Source organism: Lentzea cavernae (assembly GCF_014653695.1).
Lineage (GTDB): Bacteria > Actinomycetota > Actinomycetes > Mycobacteriales > Pseudonocardiaceae > Lentzea > Lentzea cavernae.
In genome coordinates this window covers 333,726-350,168 of sequence record NZ_BNAR01000009.1, presented here as the reverse complement: position 1 = coordinate 350,168, position 16,443 = coordinate 333,726, and the positions used below count along the sequence as shown (strand labels likewise).

Below are 16,443 nucleotides of genomic sequence, written 5' to 3'. Positions count from 1 at the left end.
GGGGTGCCACCAGGCATCCGTGGAGCGCGAGTCACCCAGCGACGTTCTGAGCCACTCCCCTACTCGTCGCGGCGACGGCGCCGGCGAGGGGCGTCGCCCCCGCCGAGCGAGGCCAGCAGCTCGCTGACCGACTTGCCGTCCGCGTGCGCACCCGACGCGTCCTCCGGCGCCGCACGGCGGCCGGTGGACACCGCGGGCAGGCGCGTGGACGAGTCCTCGGCGACCCGGCGACCGGAGACCGGGGCCTCCTCCGCCGGGGAACGACGGCTGGGCGAGACCGCGGGGAGCCTGGCCGACGACTGCTCGGACGCGGAGCGGCGGCCCACCGGGGGCAGCGACACCAGCGAGTCCTCCGAGGCGGTGCGGCGCGCCGGCGCGTCGTCGGTGCGGCGGCGGCCGGTCGATCCCGCGCCGGACGGGCTGTCCGGCTTCAGGGTCTCCCACGAACCGCTGTCCTGGACGGGGGCAGGCCGGTCGTCCGCACGACGGCGGCCGTTGCTCGCCAACGCCTTCGGGTCGATCATCTCGGTGCGCTCGGCCACGCGGGACCGCTGCGGCTCGGGCTTGCGGACCTCCGGCGCCTTCACGGGCGGCTTCGGGGGCTGTTCCGGACGCACCGGCACCTCGGCGCGCACCGGCGGCTGCGGCTGCCTCTGCACCCGCTCGGTGCGGTGGACCTGGGCCTGCACGGGCGTCGCCTTCACGGTCGGCGGCTGCACCTTGGGCGGCAGCGGCTGCGGCTTCTGCGGCACCTGCGGAGCGGCGGCGTTGCCGAGCCGGGCCGACACGGACGCGGCGGCGGCACCGGGACGGGGCTGCGGGCGGGCCGGAACGGGTTCCTGCTTCGCGGCCTTCACGGGCTCGCGGCGCACCACGGCCGGCTGCGGGCGCGGTGAGTTCCTGCTCGGCTCCGGGCGCACGGGCTCCGGGCGGACCGGTTCGCGGCGCGGGGGCTGCACCTTCGCCTCGTGGGCGACGCGCTCGATGAGCTCGGTGCGCTCGGACGGCTTCTCGACCGACGCCGAGGCGGTGATCGCGGGCGTGGCGTTGATGATGCGCTTGTCAGGGGCGGCGGCGAGCCGCGACGCCTCCGTGGACAGCGACCGCAGGCGGGTCGACTCCGCGCGCAGCGCCACGCGTTCGACGAGGACGTCACCGCCCAGCAACGCCTGCAGGTTGTCGCGCAGCGAGTGGAGGTCGGCGCGCAGGGCCTCTATGTCCGCGCGCGACTCCTCCTCGATGCGCTTGCGGGTCTCCGACTCGATCTCGAGCTCGTACTCGCGGCGCGCGGCCACCTCGCGCTCGAGTTCCAGCTCGTAGACGGACTGGAGGTCGGCCACCTCGTCGTCGCGCTCCGTGACCTGTTTGCGGTACTTGGCGGCGAGAAAGGCTCCCACCAGAGCCGCCCACAACGCGGCCACCACGGCAAGACGCAGCATGCGGGCACTGTCGCTCAGCACGAGCACGGCCGCGGCCACGAGGGCGAGCGCCAGTGCCGCTACTAACAGCAATCGCCCGGAGCCACGACCGTGATCATCTTGCTCGCCGTCGGTCGACGCGCCTCGCCCGGTCATGCGCACTACGGTACCGCGTAGTTATGTGACTGAGACCTACGGCCGGGTATCTATTCGTTCCCGGAACTCTCGTCCGGTGTCCTGCAGCAGTGTTCGAGCCACAGCGCCGCGGCCGTCAGCGCGACCGCGGAGATCATTCCGACAACCGCTGCCACCAGGTCGTTCGAGGCCGCGGGGAACGAGTCGCGGACGGGGATCACGAAGACCAGCACCCCGGTCCAGGCACCGAACATCAAAGCGCCCAGAACCGACGACGCCTTCGCCAGCGCGACGGCCCTGGCGGCCGTCAGCGGCTGCACCGGACGCGCTCCGGCACGGCGGTGGATCCTGGCCCGCAAGGAGAACGCGAACACGACCTCCACGACCGCGACGACGAACAGCGTCGAGCCGGCCAGCAAAGGCAAGGGCGGCAACGTGTCGTACGTGAGCCGCAGCAGCAGGTGGGACAGCAGCGCGGCGATGATCGCGACGGCCGCCAGGTCGCGGGGACGGGTGAACCTCACACGTCCATCCAACCCGAAAGCACGAGATCGTCGCGCCGCCGCACGCCGTCGGCCGAGAACTCCAGCCCCGCAACGGGTCCGCGGCCCGGCAGCACCGCGTCCGGCTCGACGTCGAGCCACGGGATCAGAACTGTTGCACGCTCAAACGCCCCAGGATGCGGCAGGAGCAGCTCCGGGTGGTCCGAACTCACCCCGTCCACCGAAACGACGTCCACGTCCAACGTGCGCGGTCCCCAGCGCTTCTCCCGCACGCGCCCGGCGGCGTTCTCGAGCGCCTGGCCGCGCCGCAGCCAGCCCCACTCGTCCACCTCGTCGGAAGCGACGATCACGATGGCGTTCAAGAAGTCCGGCTGGTCCTCGACTCCCCACGCCGCCGTCTCGTACACCGGCGAAACGGCGATCACGAAGGGCCGCAACCCGTCCACGACGGACTGCAGGAACGCGAACCGGTCGCCGAGGTTCGAACCGATCGAGAGAACCGCGCGGGTCAAGGCTTTTCCCCTGGCCGCGGTGCGGCCAGCCGGCGCGACCGGCGGATCGTCACCGACACGTCGTCGAACGTCAGCGGGATCGGCGCGGACGGCTTGTGCAGCGTCACCTCGACGGCGTGCAGCCGTGTGTCCTCCATCGCGGCGTCGGCGATCTTGCCCGCCACCGTCTCGATGAGGTCGTACGGCTCGCCGCCGATGATCGCCGCGGCCATCTCGGCGAGCTCGCCGTAGTGGTACGTCTCCTTCAGGTCGTCCGTGCGGGACGCCGAACTGAGGTCGAGCCACAGCGTGATGTCGGCGACGAACTCCTGCCCGTCGCGCTTCTCGTGCTCGAACACCCCGTGGTGGCCGCGCACTCGCAGACCCTTCAACGCGATCCGGTCAGCCACGTCCCCGCCTCCAAGCACCGGCGACGGCGACCGCGTCCAGCGACCGGTCGACGTCGTGCACCCGCACACCCCACGCCCCGTTGAACGCGGCCAGAGCCGACACCGCCGCGGTCGCGTCCTCCCTGCCGCCCGGTGGACGGCCGCCGAGCAACGTGCCGAGGAAGCGCTTGCGCGACGCCCCCACCAGCACCGGGAAACCCAGCTCGACCAGTTCGTCCAGGCGCTGCAACAACTCCCAGTTGTGGTCGCCGAGCTTCGCGAAGCCCAGCCCCGGGTCGAGCACGATCGACGACTCCGCGACACCGGCGGCCAGCGCCGCCTCGACGCGCTCCAGCAACTCGCTGCGCACGTCCGTCACCACGTCGTCGTACGTCGCCAGCGCGTCCATCTCCGTGCTGTGCCCACGCCAGTGCATCAGCACGTACGGAACACCGGCGGCGGCGACGACCGAGGCCATCTCGGGATCGGCGAGGCCACCGGACACGTCGTTCACGATCGACGCGCCGGCCTCCAGCGCCGCCGAGGCGACGGCGGCCCACATGGTGTCCACGCTGACCGGCACGCCCTCGTCGACCAGCGCCCTGATCACCGGCGCGATGCGCGCGATCTCCTCGGCGGCCTCGACGCGCTCGGCGCCGGGCCTGGTCGACTCACCACCGACGTCGATCACGTCCGCACCGCGCTTGAACAGCTCGACGCCGTGCGCCACCGCGTCCCGCCGGTCGATGTACCGGCCGCCGTCGGAGAACGAGTCGGGCGTCACGTTCAGCACGCCCATCACGACACAGCGGCCGGGACGAGGCAGCCCGCTCACCTCGTCCGGCCCCGGATCAGTTCGATCGCCTCCGCGCGCGTCGACGCGGATGTGCGCAACAACCCGCGCACCGCCGACGTCGTCGTGCGCGAACCGGGCTTGCGCACACCGCGCATGCCCATGCACAGGTGTTCGGCCTCCATCACGACGATCACGCCGCGCGGTTCCAGCTTGCGCACCAACGCGTCCGCGACCTGCGACGTGAGCCGCTCCTGCACCTGCGGCCGCTTCGAGTAGAGGTCGACGAGCCTCGCGAGCTTCGACAGCCCCGTCACGCGGCCGTGCTCGTTCGGGATGTACCCGACGTGCGCGACGCCGTGGAACGGCAGCAGGTGGTGCTCGCAGAAGCTGAACATCGGGATGTCCGTGACGAGGACGAGCTCCTCATGGCTCTCGTCGAACGTCTTGGCCAGCACGCTGTCCGCGTCGGTGTAGAGACCGGCGAACAACTCCCGGTAAGCACGCGCCACCCGTGCGGGTGTCTCGCGCAGACCCTCCCGGTCGGGATCCTCACCGCACGCGATCAAGAGCTCGCGCACCGCCGCCTCCGCGCGGTTCTGGTCGAAGACCCGCCGCGCGGAGACGCCGGCCTCCCCGTGGTGGGTGAGGCCGGCGTCTCCGTCGAGCTGGTGTTGCTCTGTCACTGCCGCTCGTCCTGGTCCGGTTGCGACTTCTTCGGCTCCCAGACGTTGTGCGGCTTGCCGCCGGGCACGGTCGCCGGGGTCCATCCGGGCGGGGCGCCGTAGTTCGGCGGACCCGCCTGGTTCGACGGCTGACCGGGCTGGTGCACGCCGTTCGAGCCGTTCGGGGAGGGCAGCTGCTCGGTGACCGGTTCCGCTGCCGCGGCCTCGTCGTCCTGCCTCAGCTCCTGCTCGAGCGCGTCCTCGACGACGGGCGGCCACGGCTCGCCGCGTTCCTTGGCGAGCTCGCCGGGCGTCTTGACCGGCGGGATGTCGGACGGCGTGCGGTCACCGAAGTCGTTGAACTGGGTGATGCGCGGCCGCTTCTCGACACGGGCGAAGATCCGCTCCAGGTCCTTCTGGTGCAGGGTCTCCTTGTCGATCAGCTCGAGCGTGAGGTCGTCGAGGACGTCGCGGTAGGTGACGAGCACCTCGTACGCCTCGGTGTGCGCGGCCTCGATGAGCTTGCGCACCTCCTCGTCGATCTCGTGCGCGACCTCCAGCGAGTAGTCCGACTGGCGACCGGCCGAGCGCCCGAGGAACGGCTCGCCCTGCTCCTGCCCGTACTTCACGGCGCCGAGCTTCGCGCTCATGCCGTACTCGGTGACCATCGCGCGGGCGATCTTCGTCGCCTGCTCGATGTCGTTGGACGCACCCGTCGTGGGCTCGTGGAAGACGAGCTCCTCGGCGGAACGGCCACCCAGTGCGAACACCAGTCGCGCGATCATCTCGGACCTGGTCATCAGGTCCTTGTCCTCTTCCGGCACCGACAGGGTGTGACCACCCGTGCGGCCGCGGGCGAGGATCGTGACCTTGTAGACCGGGTCGATGTCCGGCATCGCCCACGCGGCCAGGGCGTGCCCGGCCTCGTGGTACGCGGTGATCTTCTTCTCCTTCTCGGAGATGATCCGGCTCTTGCGGGCCGGACCGCCGATCACGCGGTCCACCGACTCCTCCAGAGCGGCACCGTCGATCGTGTGGCCGTTCTGGCGCGCCGTGAGCAGCGCGGCCTCGTTGATGACGTTCGCGAGGTCGGCGCCGGAGAACCCGACGGTGCGCTTCGCGAGGCCGTCGAGGTCGGCGTCCGCCGCCAGCGGCTTGCCCTTGGAGTGCACGCGCAGGATCTGCTTGCGGCCCTTCAGGTCCGGTGCGGACACCGGGATCTGGCGGTCGAAGCGGCCGGGGCGCAGCAGGGCCGGGTCGAGGATGTCGGGGCGGTTCGTCGCCGCGATCAGGATGATCCCGCCGCGGGAGTCGAAGCCGTCCATCTCGACGAGCAGCTGGTTGAGGGTCTGCTCGCGCTCGTCGTGCCCGCCGCCCATGCCGGCGCCGCGGTGACGACCGACAGCGTCGATCTCGTCGACGAAGATGATGCACGGCGCGTTCTGCTTGGCCTGCTCGAACAGGTCGCGCACACGCGAGGCGCCGACACCGACGAACATCTCGACGAAGTCCGAACCGGAGATCGAGTAGAACGGCACGCCCGCCTCACCGGCGACGGCCCTGGCGAGCAGCGTCTTGCCGGTTCCCGGCGGGCCGTACAGCAGCACGCCCTTCGGGATCTTCGCGCCGAGCGCCTGGTAGCGGCCGGGGTTCTGGAGGAAGTCCTTGATCTCCTCGAGCTCCTCGACGGCCTCCTCGGCACCCGCGACGTCGGAGAAGGTCGTCTTGGGCATGTCCTTGGACAACTGCTTGGCCTTGGACTTGCCGAAGTTCATGACGCGGTTGCCGCCGCCCTGGGCGTTGTTCATCATCCACATGAGCAGCAGCAACAACAGGCCGAGCGGCACGAGGTAGATCAAGATCTGCATCAGGATGGACTCCTGGCTGACCTTGGTCTCGAGGGTCGGCTTGTTGCTGGCCTGGTCGAGGACGTTGAAGATCTCGTCCGTCGAGCTGGCCGGGAACTGCGTGATCAGGCGGTTGCTGCCCTCGAACGTGGTGCCGTCGGTGAGGGTGAGTCGGAGACGCTGCTCCTTGTCCTCGAGCGTGGCTTCCTTGACCTTGCCGTCCCGCACCTGTTGCAGTGCTTGGGAGGTCTTGACCTGGTGGTAACCCCGTGAGTCGTCGAAGAGCACGGTGAAGACGAAGTAGAGCAGCAACACCGCAGCGATCCACAGCAGCGGGTTGCGAAGCAGGCGCTTGCGGTCCATGCACTTACGGCCGGCGGGCGGCCTCGACCCTCCCTGACTTGCGCGTCGGGCAGTGGAAGACCCACATACCGCGTCCGACCAGCCTACCGCTCGCTGGCCGGGTACTGAGCAACCAACGGGCGAGGCCCACCTGTGGTTCCCACTGGTGACCCCTGCCACGCACGTTCACGCAGTTTGGTTCATGCGGAACAAATACCGCCGTCCAGACGAGTGACGCAGGTCACGCCGTCTCAGTACGTTTGCGGGTCACATGTCATCCTCATTCATCCCCCGAGTGTTCCCCCGCCACTCGAAAGAGTGAACACGTGACCGAAGGTAAGTAACTGTATGTCAGCACGTCATACGTCCCCCGGATTGTTCCGGCGGGTGGCTCTCCCCGTGGCCGCCCTGCTCGGGGTGGTCGCGGCGGCGGGCGTCACGGTCGTCGCGCTGCGCGTCACCAGCGGCGCCGACTGCTCAGGCGCACTGCCGTTGAAGGTCGCCGTCACCCCCGCCGCGCTCGACGTGGTGAACTCGGCGGCGCAGGAATACCAACGGTCACAACCGGTCGTGCGCGGCCGGTGCGTCCAGGTCCAGGTCGAGTCGCGCAACGCGGCCGACGTGGCCAACGAACTCCCCACCGCGCAGATCAACCCCCACTCCCTCTGGATCCCCGACTCCTCGATGTGGGCGGCCGAGGCCCAGCGCCAGGCCGCCGAGACCGGCCCCGAGGCCCCGAAGCTGGACATCAAGCCCTCGCTGGCGTCCAGCCCGCTGGTGATGGCCGGCTCCTCGCAGGCGATGTCGAAGATCGGCTTCCCGGTCACGCCCGTGTCCTGGGCGAAGGTCGTCGACCCGCGGGTCCAGATCTCGATGAGCGACCCGACGATGACCTCGGAGGGCCTCGCCTCGCTGTTCGTGATCCGCACCCTGCTCGGCAACGCGGACGGAACGCCCAAGCCCGAACTGGTCGGCACCCTGCTCCGCGTGGGCCGCAGCGCCGTCCCGTCGGTCCGCGACTCGTTCGGCAAGGTCACCACGGACGCCGAGAAGGCACCGCTGTTCGCCGCGACCGAGCAGTCCGTCGTGTCGAACAACCGCTCGGCGAAGGACAACGCCGTCCTGGGCGCCCCGCCCAAGGAGGGCACGCTCTCCTTCGACTACCCGCTCGTCCGCGTCTCCCGCCCCAACGAACCCGAGGGCATCGGCGACGCCGCGGCGGAGTTCGAGAAGGTCCTCCGCTCCGGCGAGACCTCCAAACGCTTCGGCGAGGCAGGCTTCCGCACCGTGAACGGCGCCGCCCCCGCCAAGTGGTCGACCGACGTGGAAGGCGTCCAGGCGGGCGACGTCAAGCTGATCGAGACCCCCAACGCCGACCAGGTCTCCGAACTGCTGCGCACCTGGGGCGCCATCAGCCTCGACATGCGCATGCTGACCGTCATCGACGTCTCCGGCTCGATGATCGAGAAGAGCGGCAACGGCAAGACCCGCGTCGAGTCCGCCACCGAGGCCTCCATGACCGCCCTCTCGATGCTCCCGGACACCACGGCCATCGGCCTCTGGGCCTTCTCGACCGACAAGAAGCCCCCGAACGACTGGATCGAACTGGTCCCGATCGGCCCGTTGGGCGAACCGCTCGCAGGCGTCACCCGCCGCAAGCGCCTGGAAGCAGGAGCCTCACAACTCCCAGGCCTGGTGGGCGGCGGCACGGCCCTGAACGACACCACCCTGGCGGCGTTCCGCCACGTCCTGCAGGGCTACGACGCGGCCAAGGTGAACTCCGTGGTCCTCATGACCGACGGCCGCAACGACGACATCTCGTCGATCGACACCGGCGCCCTGATCGAAACCCTGAAGCGCGAGTCCGACCCCGCGAAGCCCGTCCCGATCATCATGGTCGGCCTGGGCGACGAGGTGGACATGGACGCCCTGCGCGCGATCTCCGCGGCCACCGGGGGCAAGGCCTACCAGGCCAAGAACCCGGAGGACATCCGCGGCGTGCTGCTCGACGCCGTGTCACAGCGGCGGTGCCGCCCGAACTGCTGATTCCTCGCTTTTCACAACGCCGGGCTTCCCGTGGGAGGCCCGGCGTTTTCTTTCGCCTTGAACCGGCGCCAGCCGCAACAAACCGACCCGCGCGGTGCCAACCGGACAGCCGACAACGCAAAGGCAACCTCGTACGAAACCTGGCGTGGCGATGCGCAGCGAGCCGTCCGAACTGAAAGCTCCGGGCAGCGGTGCACCCCGCTCCTGCGATTGGGGCTTTACCTTGAGTGGGCGGGATGCTTCCCTCTCGGGCACGGCCGGGCGCTTTTCAGCCCGGCCTTTTCCGGCCGTCTCAGCATCCCGCCAGAGGCTCGAGGTCAAGCCCCAATCGCCAGCCCTTGATTCGTCACGACCTGCGCGCCCGTCCTCGCAAGGCGACCCGGCCCCAGGAACGCGACCAACCGCGCTGGAACCGGCACCGACCACCGCAAACCCACCCGCGCGGTGCCAACCGGTCAGCCGACAACGCAAAGGCAACCTCGGACGAAACCTGGCGTGGCGATGCGCAGCGAGCCGTCCGAACCTGCTGCCGACTGGGCAGCGGTGCACCCCGCTCCTGCGATTGGGGCTTGACCTTGAGGGGCGAGGTGCTACCCCTCATCGGGCACGGCCGGGCGCTTTTCAGCCCGGCTTTTCCGGTCGTCTCAGCGCCTCGCCAGAGGCTCGAGGTCAAGCCCCAATCGCCAGCCCTTGATTCGTCCCGACCCGCGCGCCCGTCCTCGCAAGGCGACCCGGCCCCAGGAACGCGACCAACCCCGCTGGAACCGCCACCAACACGCAAAGTCGACCCCACGCAAACAGGGGCGCCGCCACGAAGTGGCAACGCCCCCGCTCCAACGCAAATCTCAGCTCGAATAGACCTTCGGGTCCAACGTGCCGATGTAGGGCAGATCCCGGTACCGCTCCGCATAATCCAGCCCGTACCCCACGACGAACTCGTTGGGGATGTCGAACCCGACGTACTTCACCGGCACCTCGACCTTCACCGCGTCAGGCTTGCGCAGCAACGTGCACACCTGCAGCGACCGGGGCTTGCGCGACTGCAGGTTCTTCAGCAGCCACGACAGCGTGAGTCCGGAGTCGATGATGTCCTCGACGATCACCACGTTGCGGTCGGCGATGTCGCGGTCCAGGTCCTTGAGGATGCGCACCACGCCGGAGGACGACGTGGACGACCCGTAGGACGAAACGGCCATGAATTCGAGCTGCACCGGAACGGGCAGCGCACGGGCGAGGTCGGCCATGAACATCACGGCGCCCTTGAGCACAGTGATCAGCACGAGGTCGGAGTCACCTTCTGGGTGATCAGCCGCGACCTGCTTGGCGAGTTCGGTGACCTTGTCGCTGATCTCCTGCTCGGTGATGAGCACGGATGCGATGTCGCCGTCGTACACGGACAGGTCCCCTCTGCTTAAGACTGTGGTTCCACAACGAGCCTGCCATGCGCGCGCCGCACGACAAAGCCGCCAGGTAGCCAGACACCGCCCTGACCGCGCCATTCACTCACCAGTGCGTCAACACGTCGCAGGTGAGAATCGGACAGTTCGGGCACGCCCTCGTCGATGAGCCACGCTCTGACCACTCTGCGCCTCAAAGCGGCGGGCAGCTCGGAGATGTCGTCGACGGCACAGCAGTCGCCGGCGAAGGCCTCCGCGAGGGAGTCGAGTGCGTCACAGTCCTCGCGCAGCTGGGCCGCCGTGCGCGCCAACGAGGATGCGACGCCGCCCTGCAGCACGGATTCGAGCAACGGCAGGACCTCGCTCCGAAGCCGCACGCGCGTGAACGACGGGTCGGTGTTGTGCGGGTCCTCCCACACCTCGATGCCCTGCTCCTCGCACGCGGCACGGGTGACCGCGCGCGACACGCCCAGCAGCGGCCGGCCCCACGGCGCGTCGAACACGCGCATCCCGGCGATCGAGCGGGCCCCGGAGCCGCGGCCCAGTCCCAGCAGCACGGTCTCGGCCTGGTCGTCCAGCGTGTGGCCGAGCAGCACGACGCCCGCCGCGGGTCTCAGGGCCTCGTAGCGGGCGTTGCGGGCGGCGGCCTCGGGGCCACCGGGACCCGTGACCACGACGGGCTCCACGCGCGCCACGAGACCGAACGCGGAGCATTGCCCGGCGGCCCGCAGGGCCACGTCGGCGGAACCCGGCTGCAGCTGGTGGTCGACGACGACGGCCGACGCGCCGGGCAGCAGCCCTCCGACGCAGGCGGCCAGCGCGAGGGAGTCGGCGCCGCCGGAGACGGCGACGGTCACCGCCTCCGGTCGCACCGCGTCCAGGAACCGGCGGACCGCCGTGCGGATCTCGGCGACCGGTCCGTTCACGGCGACACGCGGCGCAGCCAGCTCATCGGCTCGGCGATCTCGGCACGGGTCGGCAGGGTGTCGGCGGACGTCCAGATCGCGTTGAAGCCGTCCATGCCGACGCGTTCCACGACGTACGACGTGAACTCCGCGCCCTCCTCGTACTGGCGCACCTTCGCCTCGACGCCGAGCACCGTGCGCAGGATCCGGTCGAGCAGGCCGCCGCCCTTGCGCCGCGCGCTGAAGCGGGTGCGGATCGTCGAGACGGACGGCACGACCGAGGGACCGACGGCGTCCATGACGTGGTCGGCGTGGCCTTCGAGCAAAGTGGACAGTGCGATCAGCCGGTCCAGCACCGCCTTCTGCGGGGGCGACTGGATGAGGTCGATCAGGCTCATCGGGCCGTCGCCCGCGCGCAGCTTGTTGCGGAAGTCGCGGATCACGTCGGACAGCGGCGCGCGCTCTTCGTCCATTGAGGACAGCAGTGCGGTGACCTGGTCGGAGAAGTACCTGCGCAGCCACGGCACGCCGGTGAACTGCAGGCGGTGCGTGCACTCGTGCAGGCACACCCACATCCGGAAGTCGTCGTCCGGCACGTCCAGGGCCTGTTGCGCGCCAACGATGTTCGGCGCGACCAGCAGCAACCGCCCGGCGAGCTGGTCGCTGGGGCTGAACGGGTCGTACTGGCCGAGCACCCGCGAGGACAGGAACGCCATCACGACGCCCGCCTGCACACCGGCCGTGCTCGCCAAAAGACCCGCCATCGGACCTGTCTGGCGCGGCATCGCGGGCCCTGTGAGCGCGGCGAGCCCCTGTGCGGCGGCCGCGACCCACGCGGGGCGGTCGACGACCTCACCCGGCAGCAGCGGCAGCCCCTGACCGAGCGTGGTCAGCTCGCGGACGTGCACCTCGGCCTGCGGGGCCAGTTCGCGAAGTCTGCCGACGACGTGGTCCGCCTCGTCCTTGCCGATCACGGGGCCCGGCCGGACGAGCCGCGTGGCGGTCGAAACCGCCAGCTCCCAGTCCACCGGGCCGAGCTCTGCCTCCGTCGCGCCGTTCACCGTTCCGACGCTACCTGCGCACGGCCCGCTACGAACAGCCACAACCCCGCAACGCAGCGGCCATCACGTCCAGCGCGGGCCGCACCTCGGTCTCCGGGTTGCGCGGGCTGGCCGACATGAACGAGAACACGAGCACCCGCCCGTCCACGTCGACGACCACGCCGGCGAGCGCGTTGACGCCGGTGAGCGTGCCCGTCTTGGCCCGCACCCAGCCCTTGCCCGGCGCCGCGGTGCCGGTGTAGCGACCGGCCAGGGTGCCGCTGCCGCCCGCGACCGGCAGAGCCGTCAGCAACGGCCGCAGCTTCGCGGTGCGCGGGTCGTCGAGCGTGGGCTTGGCGGCCGCGGTGAGCACGTCGGTGAGCAGCTTGGCCGGGATCTTGTTCGTCGCGGACAAGCCGCTGCCGTCCACGAAGGTCGCCGAGGTGAGGTCGAACCCGTTCTTGGTCAGCACGTCCCGCACGGCCTTCACACCGCCCGCGAACGACGCCTCGTTGCCCGTCTTGATCGCGATCTCGCGCGCGATCGCCTCGGTCAGGACGTTGTCCGAGATCTGCATCATGTTGTCGACGAGCTGCTCGATCGGCGCCGACTTGATCTCGCCGAGCACCTGGGCGCCCTGCGGGGCCGCACCCGCCGTGGCCGCAGAGGCGCCGACGCGCTGCGCGAACGCGTCCGCCGCCGCCTGGGCCGGGCTGCCGGTGCGCGCGCCGTTGACGTTGGTCTGGTCGATCCGCCCGCCGTCGAGCATGAACGGCACGATCGGCGCGACCGAGCCGCCGGCGATGTCGACCGACTCCCACTGCGGCCCGAGCGCCTCGCCGGTGTAGCGGCTCAGGTCGAACTGGACCTTCGTGACCGGCCCCTTGGCCTTGACCTGGCCGGCCAGGTCGTCGAGCGTCGCGGCGCCGGGGTAGACCGACCTGCCGGGCGCGCCGGAGATCGTCGGGTCGCCACCGCCGACGATCACCACGGTGCCGGGCTCCGCGCCCTGGACGACCTTGGTGCTGAGCTGGTCGGTCTTCTCGAGGCTCAGCAGGGCCGCGGCGGCCGTGAGGATCTTGAGGCTCGACGCCGGGGTCGCGGGCGTGGTGTCGCCCCGCTGCCACAGCGCGGCGCCGCTGGCCGGGTCGATGACGCTGCCGGTGAGCGTGCCCAGCGCGCCGTTGCCCGACGGCCCGGCGAGCGCCTGCTGCACGCCCGCGGGCGTCGGCGCGGGACCACCCGCGGTCGCGGCCTTGACCAGCGGCTGGACGACGGCCGGCGGGGCCGGGGGCCTGGTCTCGATCGCCTTCGTGCCGCCGAACTCGTTGACCGCGTAGACGGTGGCGCCGGCGAGGGCCGCGACGACCAGCAGGCTCAGGACCACGACGAGCGGCTTGCGGCTCTTCTTCGGCTCGTCGGTGGTGAGGCGGTCCTCGGGTTCCTCGTCGTAGCCCGTGACGGGGAGGTCCCGGGGCTCCTGCCGGGGAGGCGGCACGGGACGGGGCTGCTCAGGACGCGGAGCCTCCTGACGCGGGCTCTCCTGGCGCTGCGGCTCCTGGCGTTGTGGCTCCTGACGCTGCGGCTCCTGGCGTTGTGGCTCCTGACGCGGCGGCTCCTGACGCTGGGACGCCTGTCCCTGGAGCTGGTCGACGCGCTTGGTCGGCTCCGGGCGCTGGGCCTGCCGGCCCTGCTGCTCCGGCCTGACCGCCTGGTCGAACCACGACGCCTCGGAGTTCGGCAGCTGGTCGACCCGCGCCGTCTTGGCGTTCGGGACCGAGAGCTCCGTCGTCCGCTGGTCGCCCTTCGGCTCGACGCGCACCGGGAGGGCCCGGGGTTGGCCGACATCCGGACCAATCGGACCGTGAGACTTCCCACCGGCGCCACCACCGGAAGACCCTCCGGAGGCGGTCGAAGGTCCACCGGGGGCACCCGGACCGGACTGGGAGCCGTTCGGAGCGGAACGGACGGGCGACGACCGCAGCGGCTCCTGAGTGGACGGTGCGGCCAGAACGGCGGCCAGGGGGAACCGCATCGTCGGCTGGTCCACGGACGGGCGGCTGACCTGCACAGTCGGCTCGGAACGGGCGGCATCTGAATCGATGTCGTCGTCCTGGGTGGGCCACTGGGGGTCGTCCGGCAAAGCGGCCTCCGACAGTTCGGTACGGGCAATCTCACACCCACCAACCACCGCTCCGATGAGGGTTGACAAGGCGTCGTGGTCCACACTAGTGGGCATCACGAATGGGCTACATGAGCGAGGACCAGTGGAATTCGACGTCCTGATCGAGATCCCCAAGGGCGTGCGCAACAAGTACGAGGTGGACCACAAGAGTGGCCGCATCCGCCTCGACCGCACGTTGTTCACGTCGACGCAGTACCCGGCCGACTACGGGTTCATCGAGAACACCCTGGGTGAGGACGGCGACCCCCTGGACGCCCTCGTCCTCGTCCAGGAACCGACGTTCCCGGGCTGCCTGATCGCCGCTCGTGCGATCGGCATGTTCCGCATGACGGACGAGAAGGGCGGCGACGACAAGGTTCTGTGCGTCCCGGCCAACGACCCGCGCCACGAGCACCTGCGCGACATCCACCACCTGGCGGAGTTCGACCGCCTGGAGATCCAGCACTTCTTCGAGGTCTACAAGGACCTGGAGCCGGGCAAGAGCGTCGAGGGCGCGTCCTGGGTGGGCCGCACCGAGGCCGAGGCCGAGATCAAGCGCTCCTACCAGCGCCTGAAGGACGCCGAGGCCCGGGGCGAGACCTTCCACTAGGCCCCGCGGAAAAAGAGGGAGCTGCTCGGAGCAGCTCCCTCTTTTTCATGCTTTCGAGACCTCAGACCGCGAGGGCCTCCGCGTCCGCGACGCGCTCCAGGCCCGACTTGGTCGACAGCGGCTTCTCGCGCAGGAACCACACGAGGACGAACGCCGCGATCATCACGATGCCACCGGTCATGAAGACCGTGTCGATCGCGCTGGAGAACCCGTCGAGGAACGGCTTCGCCAGCACCGGGTCGAGGCCGTTGAGGAACTCGGTGTTGTTGATGTCCACGCCGCCCCCGCCCTGCAGCATCTTCGCGAACTCCGGGTTCTGGCCCAGTGCCGCCTTGAACGCGTCGGTCTGCGCCGCGGCCCGCAGGCCGTTCGCGATCTTGTCGCCGACCGTGCTGAACAGGATCGACAGGAACACCGCGGTGCCGACGGTGCCACCGATCTGGCGGAAGAACGTCGCCGAGGCGGTCGCCACGCCCATGTCCCGCGGCTCGGCGTCGTTCTGGATCGCCAGCAGCAGCGTCTGCATGCACTGGCCGAGGCCCGCGCCCATGACGAACATGTAGACCATGACCAGCCAGCTCGGCGTGTCCGTGCCGATGGTGCTGAGCAGGAACAACGCGGTCGCCATGAGTCCGGCGCCGATGATCGGGAAGATCTTGTAGCGCCCGGTCGACGACGTGACCTTGCCGGCGATGGCGGTCGCGGACATGATGCCGAACGTCATCGGCAGCAGCATCAGACCGGCCGTGGTCGGCGTGACGCCCTTGACGATCTGCAGGTACAGCGGGATGGAGACCATGCCGCCGAACATGCCGATGCCGAGCACGAAGTTGATCGTGTTGCCGAGCGAGAACGTGTGGTTGCGGAACATGCGCATCGGCAGCATCGCCTCGTCGCCCATGCGGTTCTCGACCCACACGAACGCCACCAGGCCCAGCACGCCGATCACGTACATCGCGATCGAGGTGGCCGACGCCCAGCCCCACTCGCGGCCCTGTTCGGCCACGATCAGCAGCGGCACCAGGCCGACGGTCAGCGCGATGGCGCCACCGAAGTCGATGCGGTGGTTCACCCGCTGGTGCGGGATGTTCAGCACGCGGGCCACGACGAACAGGGCGAGCAGCGCGATCGGGACGTTCACGAGGAACACCCAGCGCCAGCCGGTGACGCCGAGGAACGAGCTGAGACCGGCGAACACGCCGCCGATGACCGGCCCGAGCACGCTGGCCGACCCGAACACGGCCATGAAGTAGGCGGAGTACTTGCTGCGCTCACGCGGCGAGATGATGTCCGCCATGATCGCGAAGGCGAGCGACATCAGACCGCCGGCGCCCAGGCCCTGCACCGCGCGGAACGCGGCCAGCTCGTACATCGACGTCGCGATGCCCGAGAGCAGCGAGCCGACGAGGAACAGCGAGATCGCCGCGAGGTACATCGGCTTGCGCCCGTAGATGTCCGACAGCTTGCCGTACAACGGGGTCGTGATGGTCGCGGTGATCAGGTAGGCGGTGGTCGCCCACGCCTGCAGCGTCTGCCCGTGCAGCTGGTCGGCGATGGTCTTCATGGCGCTGGCGACGATCATCTGGTCCAGCGCCGCGAGGAACATGCCCAGCAGCAGCCCGGACAGGATCGTCATGATCTGGCGATGCGTCAGGGAAACCCCTGGCGTGGGTGTCGCATCGGTTGTTGTTGACATTT

14 protein-coding genes are annotated in these 16,443 nt (G+C 70.0%); 2 read left to right on the top strand and 12 right to left on the bottom strand.

Going from position 1 to position 16,443, the window contains the following annotated elements; genetic code table 11:
• Nucleotides 1–59 precede the first annotated feature (59 nt).
• From IE307_RS28865 to ftsH, 7 genes are read right to left on the bottom strand one after another with little or no spacing between them, the layout of a single operon-like run.
• Nucleotides 60–1,574, bottom strand: coding sequence for a DUF6779 domain-containing protein (locus IE307_RS28865; protein WP_191302500.1), 1,515 nt, complete (start codon nucleotides 1,572–1,574; stop codon nucleotides 60–62).
• 50 nt (nucleotides 1,575–1,624) lie between these two features.
• Complete coding sequence (locus IE307_RS28860) at nucleotides 1,625–2,077, bottom strand: DUF3180 domain-containing protein (RefSeq protein WP_191302499.1); 453 nt, start codon at nucleotides 2,075–2,077, stop codon at nucleotides 1,625–1,627.
• Nucleotides 2,074–2,568, bottom strand: coding sequence for a 2-amino-4-hydroxy-6-hydroxymethyldihydropteridine diphosphokinase (gene folK, locus IE307_RS28855; RefSeq protein ID WP_191302498.1), 495 nt, complete (start codon nucleotides 2,566–2,568; stop codon nucleotides 2,074–2,076). Before folK ends, IE307_RS28860 begins: the two co-directional genes overlap by 4 nt.
• Complete coding sequence (gene folB / locus IE307_RS28850) at nucleotides 2,565–2,957, bottom strand: dihydroneopterin aldolase (protein ID WP_191302497.1); 393 nt, start codon at nucleotides 2,955–2,957, stop codon at nucleotides 2,565–2,567. Before folB ends, folK begins: the two co-directional genes overlap by 4 nt.
• On the bottom strand, nucleotides 2,950–3,735 hold the full coding sequence (folP, locus tag IE307_RS28845) for a dihydropteroate synthase (RefSeq protein ID WP_191302557.1): 786 nt from the start codon (nucleotides 3,733–3,735) through the stop codon (nucleotides 2,950–2,952). Before folP ends, folB begins: the two co-directional genes overlap by 8 nt.
• 32 nt (nucleotides 3,736–3,767) lie before the next feature.
• Nucleotides 3,768–4,415, bottom strand: a complete 648-nt coding sequence (gene folE / locus IE307_RS28840) for a GTP cyclohydrolase I FolE (protein WP_191302496.1) — start codon at nucleotides 4,413–4,415, stop codon at nucleotides 3,768–3,770.
• A complete protein-coding gene (ftsH, locus tag IE307_RS28835) occupies nucleotides 4,412–6,604 on the bottom strand; it encodes an ATP-dependent zinc metalloprotease FtsH (RefSeq protein ID WP_191302495.1) in 2,193 nt (730 codons plus the stop codon). The genes folE and ftsH overlap by 4 nt, the downstream gene beginning before the upstream one ends.
• 366 nt (nucleotides 6,605–6,970) lie before the next feature.
• On the opposite strand from ftsH, the gene IE307_RS28830 reads away from it, so the two are divergent.
• Nucleotides 6,971–8,629, top strand: coding sequence for a substrate-binding domain-containing protein (locus IE307_RS28830; protein WP_229905150.1), 1,659 nt, complete (start codon nucleotides 6,971–6,973; stop codon nucleotides 8,627–8,629).
• Between the two features lie 845 nt (nucleotides 8,630–9,474).
• Here the strand turns inward: IE307_RS28830 and hpt are convergent.
• Genes hpt through dacB form a run of 4 tightly spaced genes read right to left on the bottom strand, consistent with a single transcriptional unit; the run spans nucleotide 9,475 to nucleotide 13,793 of the window.
• Nucleotides 9,475–10,023, bottom strand: a complete 549-nt coding sequence (hpt, locus tag IE307_RS28825) for a hypoxanthine phosphoribosyltransferase (RefSeq protein ID WP_030477529.1) — start codon at nucleotides 10,021–10,023, stop codon at nucleotides 9,475–9,477.
• Between the two features lie 17 nt (nucleotides 10,024–10,040).
• A complete protein-coding gene (gene tilS / locus IE307_RS28820) occupies nucleotides 10,041–10,952 on the bottom strand; it encodes a tRNA lysidine(34) synthetase TilS (RefSeq protein WP_191302493.1) in 912 nt (303 codons plus the stop codon).
• Nucleotides 10,949–11,992 (bottom strand): Rv3626c family coenzyme F420 biosynthesis-associated protein, encoded by a 1,044-nt coding sequence (locus IE307_RS28815; protein WP_191302492.1) that lies wholly within the window; start codon nucleotides 11,990–11,992, stop codon nucleotides 10,949–10,951. The genes tilS and IE307_RS28815 overlap by 4 nt, the downstream gene beginning before the upstream one ends.
• Nucleotides 11,993–12,020: 28 nt before the next feature.
• Nucleotides 12,021–13,793: a D-alanyl-D-alanine carboxypeptidase/D-alanyl-D-alanine endopeptidase gene (gene dacB, locus IE307_RS28810; RefSeq protein ID WP_191302491.1), complete on the bottom strand. Its 1,773-nt coding sequence runs from the start codon at nucleotides 13,791–13,793 to the stop codon at nucleotides 12,021–12,023.
• Between the two features lie 445 nt (nucleotides 13,794–14,238).
• On the opposite strand from dacB, the gene IE307_RS28805 reads away from it, so the two are divergent.
• Entirely contained in the window at nucleotides 14,239–14,745 is a 507-nt protein-coding gene (locus IE307_RS28805) for an inorganic diphosphatase (protein ID WP_089908272.1), read from the top strand.
• A gap of 61 nt (nucleotides 14,746–14,806) precedes the next feature.
• On the opposite strand, the gene IE307_RS28800 is transcribed toward IE307_RS28805, so the two are convergent.
• On the bottom strand, nucleotides 14,807–16,441 hold the full coding sequence (locus tag IE307_RS28800; RefSeq protein WP_191302490.1) for an MDR family MFS transporter: 1,635 nt from the start codon (nucleotides 16,439–16,441) through the stop codon (nucleotides 14,807–14,809).
• Between the last annotated feature and the right edge of the window lie 2 nt (nucleotides 16,442–16,443).